Below are 4821 nucleotides of genomic sequence, written 5' to 3' on the forward strand. Positions count from 1 at the left end.
CGTTCAAGGAGCTTAGCCATCTGCCGATGGCGATGACAGCCCATGTCGTCTACAGCGCGATCGACCCCAACAATCCGGCGACCACCTCCGGCAAGGTCATCGACGAGATCATCCGGCGCGAAATCGGCTTCGACGGACTGCTGATGAGCGACGACACCTCGATGAAGGCACTTTCTGGGGATTTCCCGACAAAGGCGGCATCGATCCTTGCGGCGGGCTGCGATCTGGTCCTTCACTGCAACGGCGTTTTCGAGGAGATGGCCGGCATCGCATCGCGCACCACAGGGCTTGAGGGCACGTCGTTGGAGCGCGCCAAGCGGGCGCTGACCTATATAAAGAACCGTGACACGGTCGAAGAAACCGAAATACGTGCCGAATTCGCCACCTACTTCGATGCGGTGGCATAGCAAAGGGAAGTGACGGAGTGGCGGAGACATTGGAAAGCAAGGCCTCGAAGGCCGCACCGATGGACCGTCTGTGGGCCGAGAATGACGATTCACGCGTTACCGGCGACCCGTCGCTGGTTGTCGACGTGGCCGGCTTCGAAGGTCCGCTCGACCTGCTGCTGCATCTTGCCCGCACCCAGAAGGTCGATCTGGCTCGCATTTCGATCCTGGCGCTGGTCGAGCAATATCTGACCTTTGTCGAGACGGCGAGGGCGCTCAGGCTGGAGCTTGCCGCCGACTATCTGGTGATGGCGGCGTGGCTGGCCTTCCTCAAGTCCAAGCTCCTGATCCCCAAGCAGCCCGGCGACGAGGGCGAAAGCGGTGAGGAACTGGCGGCGGTGCTGCAGTTCCGCCTGAAGCGGCTGGAAGCCATGCGCGACGCCTCGGCGCGTCTGGTCAACCGCAACCGGCTCGGCCGCGATGTGTTCGCGCGCGGCATGCCGGAAATGGTCATCGTCGAAAAGCGTAACGCCTATTCGGCCTCGCTCTACGATCTCTTGACCGCCTATGCCCAGCAACGCCAGAAGCAGGCGATCAACAATGTGACGATCGCCAGGCGCGGTGTCTGGTCGCTCAAGGATGCGCGCGACATCCTGACCCGCCTGGTCGGGGCTGCAAGCGACTGGACGGCGCTGGAAAGTTTTCTGATCGCATACATGACCAGCCCCGAGGAGCGGCGCACGGCAATCGCCAGTTCTTTTGCGGCAACATTGGAACTGGTGCGCGACGGCACGATGGACGTGCGGCAGGATCAGACGTTCGCGCCGATCTACCTGCGCGGGCGCACGCAGGCAATCAAGGCAGTCGAGGTGGCATCATGAGCGAACGCGCCAACGCTTCGGTTATCCCGTTCAAGGTCGGCGATGCACCCGAAGAGGAGTCGCTTTCCCGGGATCCGGCCGAGCAGCTACAGAACCCGGCCGAGCGGCTGCATCTGGCCGAGGCCGTGCGCATGGCCGAGGCGATCGTGTTCGCCAGCGCCGAACCCGTCAGCGAAAAGCAGCTCGCGGCACGCCTCCCTGACGGCATCAACATTGCCCTGGCCATGGCCGAGCTGCAGCAGATCTATGCGCGGCGCGGCGTCAATCTGGTGCGTGTCGGCGACGCCTGGGCGTTCCGCACCGCCGGCGACCTGGCTTTCCTGATGAGCCGCGATACCGTCCAGCAAAGGAAGCTCTCCCGCGCGGCTCTCGAAGTGCTGGCGATCATTGCCTATCACCAGCCGGTGACGCGTGCCGAGATCGAGGACATCCGCGGCGTCGAAACCTCGAAAGGTACGCTCGACACGCTGCTGGAAACGGAATGGGTGCGCATGCGCGGCCGGCGTAAGACGCCCGGACGCCCTGTGACCTACGGTACGACGGAGACCTTCCTCGACCATTTCGCGCTGGAAGAGATTCGCGATCTTCCTGGCATGGAGGAACTGAAGGGGGCTGGACTGCTTTCGGGCCGCATGCCGTCGAATTTCTCCATTCCGCAGCCGCCGGCCGATCCCGACGCATTGACCGACGACGAGGATGCGCTGACCGACATCGATCTCGAGGAACTCGGCCTGCTGACGCCGCGCGTCACGGAAGATTGACTGGCATTGGCGGCCAACTTGATGAGGATGCGCGGATTCGTAGCGGGCGTTCCCGTCGAAAATGCGTGACATCCGTCACCCTTTCATAAACTCTGTCGCAGTTGTGTTTGAATCCCAACGCGAAAACGCATAGATCATCGCCAGGGAAAACATTCGAGAGAGATTTGCTATGGGTTCATTTTCGATTTGGCATTGGCTGATCGTGCTGGTGATCGTGCTTTTGGTGTTCGGCCGCGGCAAGATTCCCGAGCTGATGGGCGATATGGCCAAGGGTATCAAAAGCTTCAAGAAGGGCATGGCCGACGACGAGGTTGCCGAAGACAAGCGCACCGTCGAACATCGTGCCGACGAGACCGTTGCGGCCGCGAAGGAAAAAGCCAGCAAGAGCTGAGCCCAAGGTTCTAGTCGGAACAGAGTGCCATGTTTGAAGTCGGCTGGACCGAAATGCTGGTCATCGCGATCGTCATGATCGTGGTCGTCGGACCCAAGGATTTGCCCAATATGCTGCGCACCTTCGGCCGCACGACGGCGAAGCTGCGCGCCATGGCGTCCGATTTCCAGAAACAGTTCAACGAGGCGCTGAAGGAAGCCGAGCTCGACGACGTCAAGAAGTCCGTCGACGAGCTCAGGGGCATGAGCCCGATGGCTGAGATCAGGAAGCAGCTCAATCCGTTCGAACAGGCCGCGGCCGACGTTCGCTCCGGCGTCGATGCGGCGATGAAGCCGAAGCCGGCAGCCGATCCGGCAAGCTCTGTCGCTTCGACCCCGCAAACGGCCGAGCCGTTGAAGAACGGTGCAACGACCATGCCTGGCGTCAACGCGCCGGAAGCAGCGCCAGCAGCGCCGGTTTTTCCGGCAATGACCGACGAATCGGTGGTGACCTCGTCAGCGCCGGCGGAACCCGTTGCGGCGCCGAAGGCGTCCGCGGCGAAGAAACCAGCCAAGCCTGCGCCGGCAAAAGCGACGCCGGCTGCAAAAGCTTCGGCAAATGGTGCAAAGGTTGCCGCGAAGGCAGCGTCTGCGTCCAAGACGCAGGCGAAGGCCATGACGACGGCACAGCCTGAAGCGCCCAGCGCCAAGACGCCCGCTGCGGCCAACGCTGTCGCGGCCAAGACTGTAGCGACCAAGATGGGGGCGAAAGCCGAACCGAAGCTTGCAGCGGTGAAGAAGCCGGTGGCCAAGAAGACGGCGGGAGCCGCCAAGTGAGCGTTTCGGACACCGAAAAGGACGAGATCGAGAAATCGTCCGCGCCGCTGATGGAGCATCTGATCGAGTTGCGCCGGCGGCTGATCTGGTCGCTGGGCGGCTTCTTCGTTGCCTTCCTGGTCTGTTTCTTCTTCGCCAAGAAACTGTTCAACCTCCTGGTCGTGCCGTTCAAATGGGCGACGCAGTGGGCAGGGCTCGATCCGCACAAGGTCGAGCTGATCTACACGGCGCCGCAGGAATTCTTCTTCACCCAGGTCAAGCTCGCCATGTTCGGCGGCATGGTGATCGCCTTTCCGCTGATCGCCACGCAGATCTACAAGTTCATCGCGCCCGGCCTGTACAAGAACGAGCGCAACGCCTTCCTGCCGTTCCTGATCGCATCGCCGATCCTGTTCCTGATGGGCGCATCGCTGGTCTATTTCTTCTTCACGCCGATGGTGATGTGGTTCTTCCTCGCCATGCAGCAGGCCGGCACCGACGATCAGGTGCAGATTTCGCTGCTGCCGAAAGTGTCGGAATATCTCAGCCTGATCATGACGCTGATCTTCTCCTTCGGCCTGGTGTTCCAGCTGCCGGTGGTGACCAGCCTGATGACACGGGTCGGCATGCTCTCGTCCAAGGGACTGGCCGAGAAGCGCAAATGGGCGATCGTCATTGCCTTCGTCGTCGCGGCGATACTGACGCCGCCCGATCCGATGAGTCAGATCGGCCTGGCCATCCCGACCATCCTTCTCTACGAGGTGTCCATCTGGGCTGCCCGGCTGATCGAGCGCGATCGGGAAAAGCAGCGCGTGGCACGCGAGAAGCAGGGCGCGGCGGAAGAGGTGGCGGACAAAGCACCGGACGAGCCCCCGGCACCTGCCTCCTCATAGGCGACAGAGCGGCTGCAGCGGCGGAAAAACATAGTCGTCGCCCCGTCCTCTTGCATCGATCCCGGATGCGGTTTACGCCCTCTGGCTGAAACGCATCGCGCTCAAAGCGATGCGTTTCAGTTTTGTTTTGAGCATGTCGTTGTCCCAAATCGCTGTGCACTTTTGGGCGACATGCTACCCAGGAGCGTTTCAAACCATGCTTGACATCAAATGGATTCGCGACAACCCGAAGGCCCTTGTCGAGGCGCTGGTGAAGCGCTCGTGGTCGGCCGGTGAGGCGCAGTCCATGGTCGACGGACTGATCGCCTCGGACGAGGCCCGGCGCGAGCACGTCACCGAGCTGCAGACCAAGCAGGAGCGCCGCAATGCCGCGTCGAAGGAGATCGGCAACGCCATGCGTTCGGGCGATGCCGCCCTGGCCGAGACGCTGAAATCCGAAGTCGGCGAGATCAAGGTCTTCATCCAGAACGGCGAGGCGCGCGAACGCGAGCTCGACAAGGCGCTGACCGATGCGCTGGCAGTGCTTCCCAACGTGCCGTTCGACGACGTGCCTGTCGGCAAGGACGAGCACGACAATGTCGTCAAGCACCTCGTCGGCAAGGTGCCGACGCGGCCGAACTGGGTGAAGGAGCATTTTGAGATCGGCGAAGCGCTCGGCATGATGGATTTCGAGCGCGCGGCAAAGCTGTCGGGCTCGCGCTTTACGGTGCTGAAA

Annotated in this window: 6 protein-coding genes and 1 pseudogene; all 7 read left to right on the forward strand. The window is 62.1% G+C overall.

All coding sequences use genetic code 11. From position 1 onward, the window contains the following. Window positions 1–407 (forward strand): glycoside hydrolase family 3 N-terminal domain-containing protein (locus EN964_RS24710; RefSeq protein WP_164775971.1); only part of this gene is annotated, 407 nt, incomplete at its 5' end. A 59-nt stretch (window positions 408–466) separates the two neighbouring features. After that, window positions 467–1267 (forward strand): ScpA family protein, encoded by an 801-nt coding sequence (locus EN964_RS24715; RefSeq protein ID WP_050596706.1) that lies wholly within the window; start codon window positions 467–469, stop codon window positions 1265–1267. Further along, entirely contained in the window at window positions 1264–2028 is a 765-nt protein-coding gene (gene scpB / locus EN964_RS24720; protein WP_127267597.1) for an SMC-Scp complex subunit ScpB, read from the forward strand. The genes EN964_RS24715 and scpB overlap by 4 nt, the downstream gene beginning before the upstream one ends. Window positions 2029–2197: 169 nt before the next feature. Beyond that, window positions 2198–2419, forward strand: a complete 222-nt coding sequence (locus EN964_RS24725) for a twin-arginine translocase TatA/TatE family subunit (RefSeq protein WP_023812188.1) — start codon at window positions 2198–2200, stop codon at window positions 2417–2419. A gap of 29 nt (window positions 2420–2448) precedes the next feature. After that, window positions 2449–3234 (forward strand): Sec-independent protein translocase protein TatB, encoded by a 786-nt coding sequence (tatB, locus tag EN964_RS24730; RefSeq protein WP_127267598.1) that lies wholly within the window; start codon window positions 2449–2451, stop codon window positions 3232–3234. After that, window positions 3231–4106: a twin-arginine translocase subunit TatC gene (gene tatC / locus EN964_RS24735; protein WP_127267599.1), complete on the forward strand. Its 876-nt coding sequence runs from the start codon at window positions 3231–3233 to the stop codon at window positions 4104–4106. Before tatB ends, tatC begins: the two co-directional genes overlap by 4 nt. A 196-nt stretch (window positions 4107–4302) precedes the next feature. Next, a pseudogene (locus tag EN964_RS24740) lies at window positions 4303–4821 on the forward strand (serine--tRNA ligase); the annotation flags it as partial.

Origin of the sequence: Mesorhizobium sp. M7A.F.Ca.CA.001.10.2.1 (assembly GCF_003998575.1) — a bacterium.
Classification (GTDB): Bacteria; Pseudomonadota; Alphaproteobacteria; order Rhizobiales; family Rhizobiaceae; genus Mesorhizobium.

Excerpts from the sequence above, each read along its gene's own strand:
- EN964_RS24715 (WP_050596706.1), top strand. The coding sequence starts at position 467 with ATGGACCGTCTGTGGGCCGAGAATGACGATTCACGCGTTACCGGCGAC.
- scpB (WP_127267597.1), top strand. The coding sequence starts at position 1,264 with ATGAGCGAACGCGCCAACGCTTCGGTTATCCCGTTCAAGGTCGGCGAT.
- EN964_RS24725 (WP_023812188.1), top strand. The coding sequence starts at position 2,198 with ATGGGTTCATTTTCGATTTGGCATTGGCTGATCGTGCTGGTGATCGTG.
- tatB (WP_127267598.1), top strand. The coding sequence starts at position 2,449 with ATGTTTGAAGTCGGCTGGACCGAAATGCTGGTCATCGCGATCGTCATG.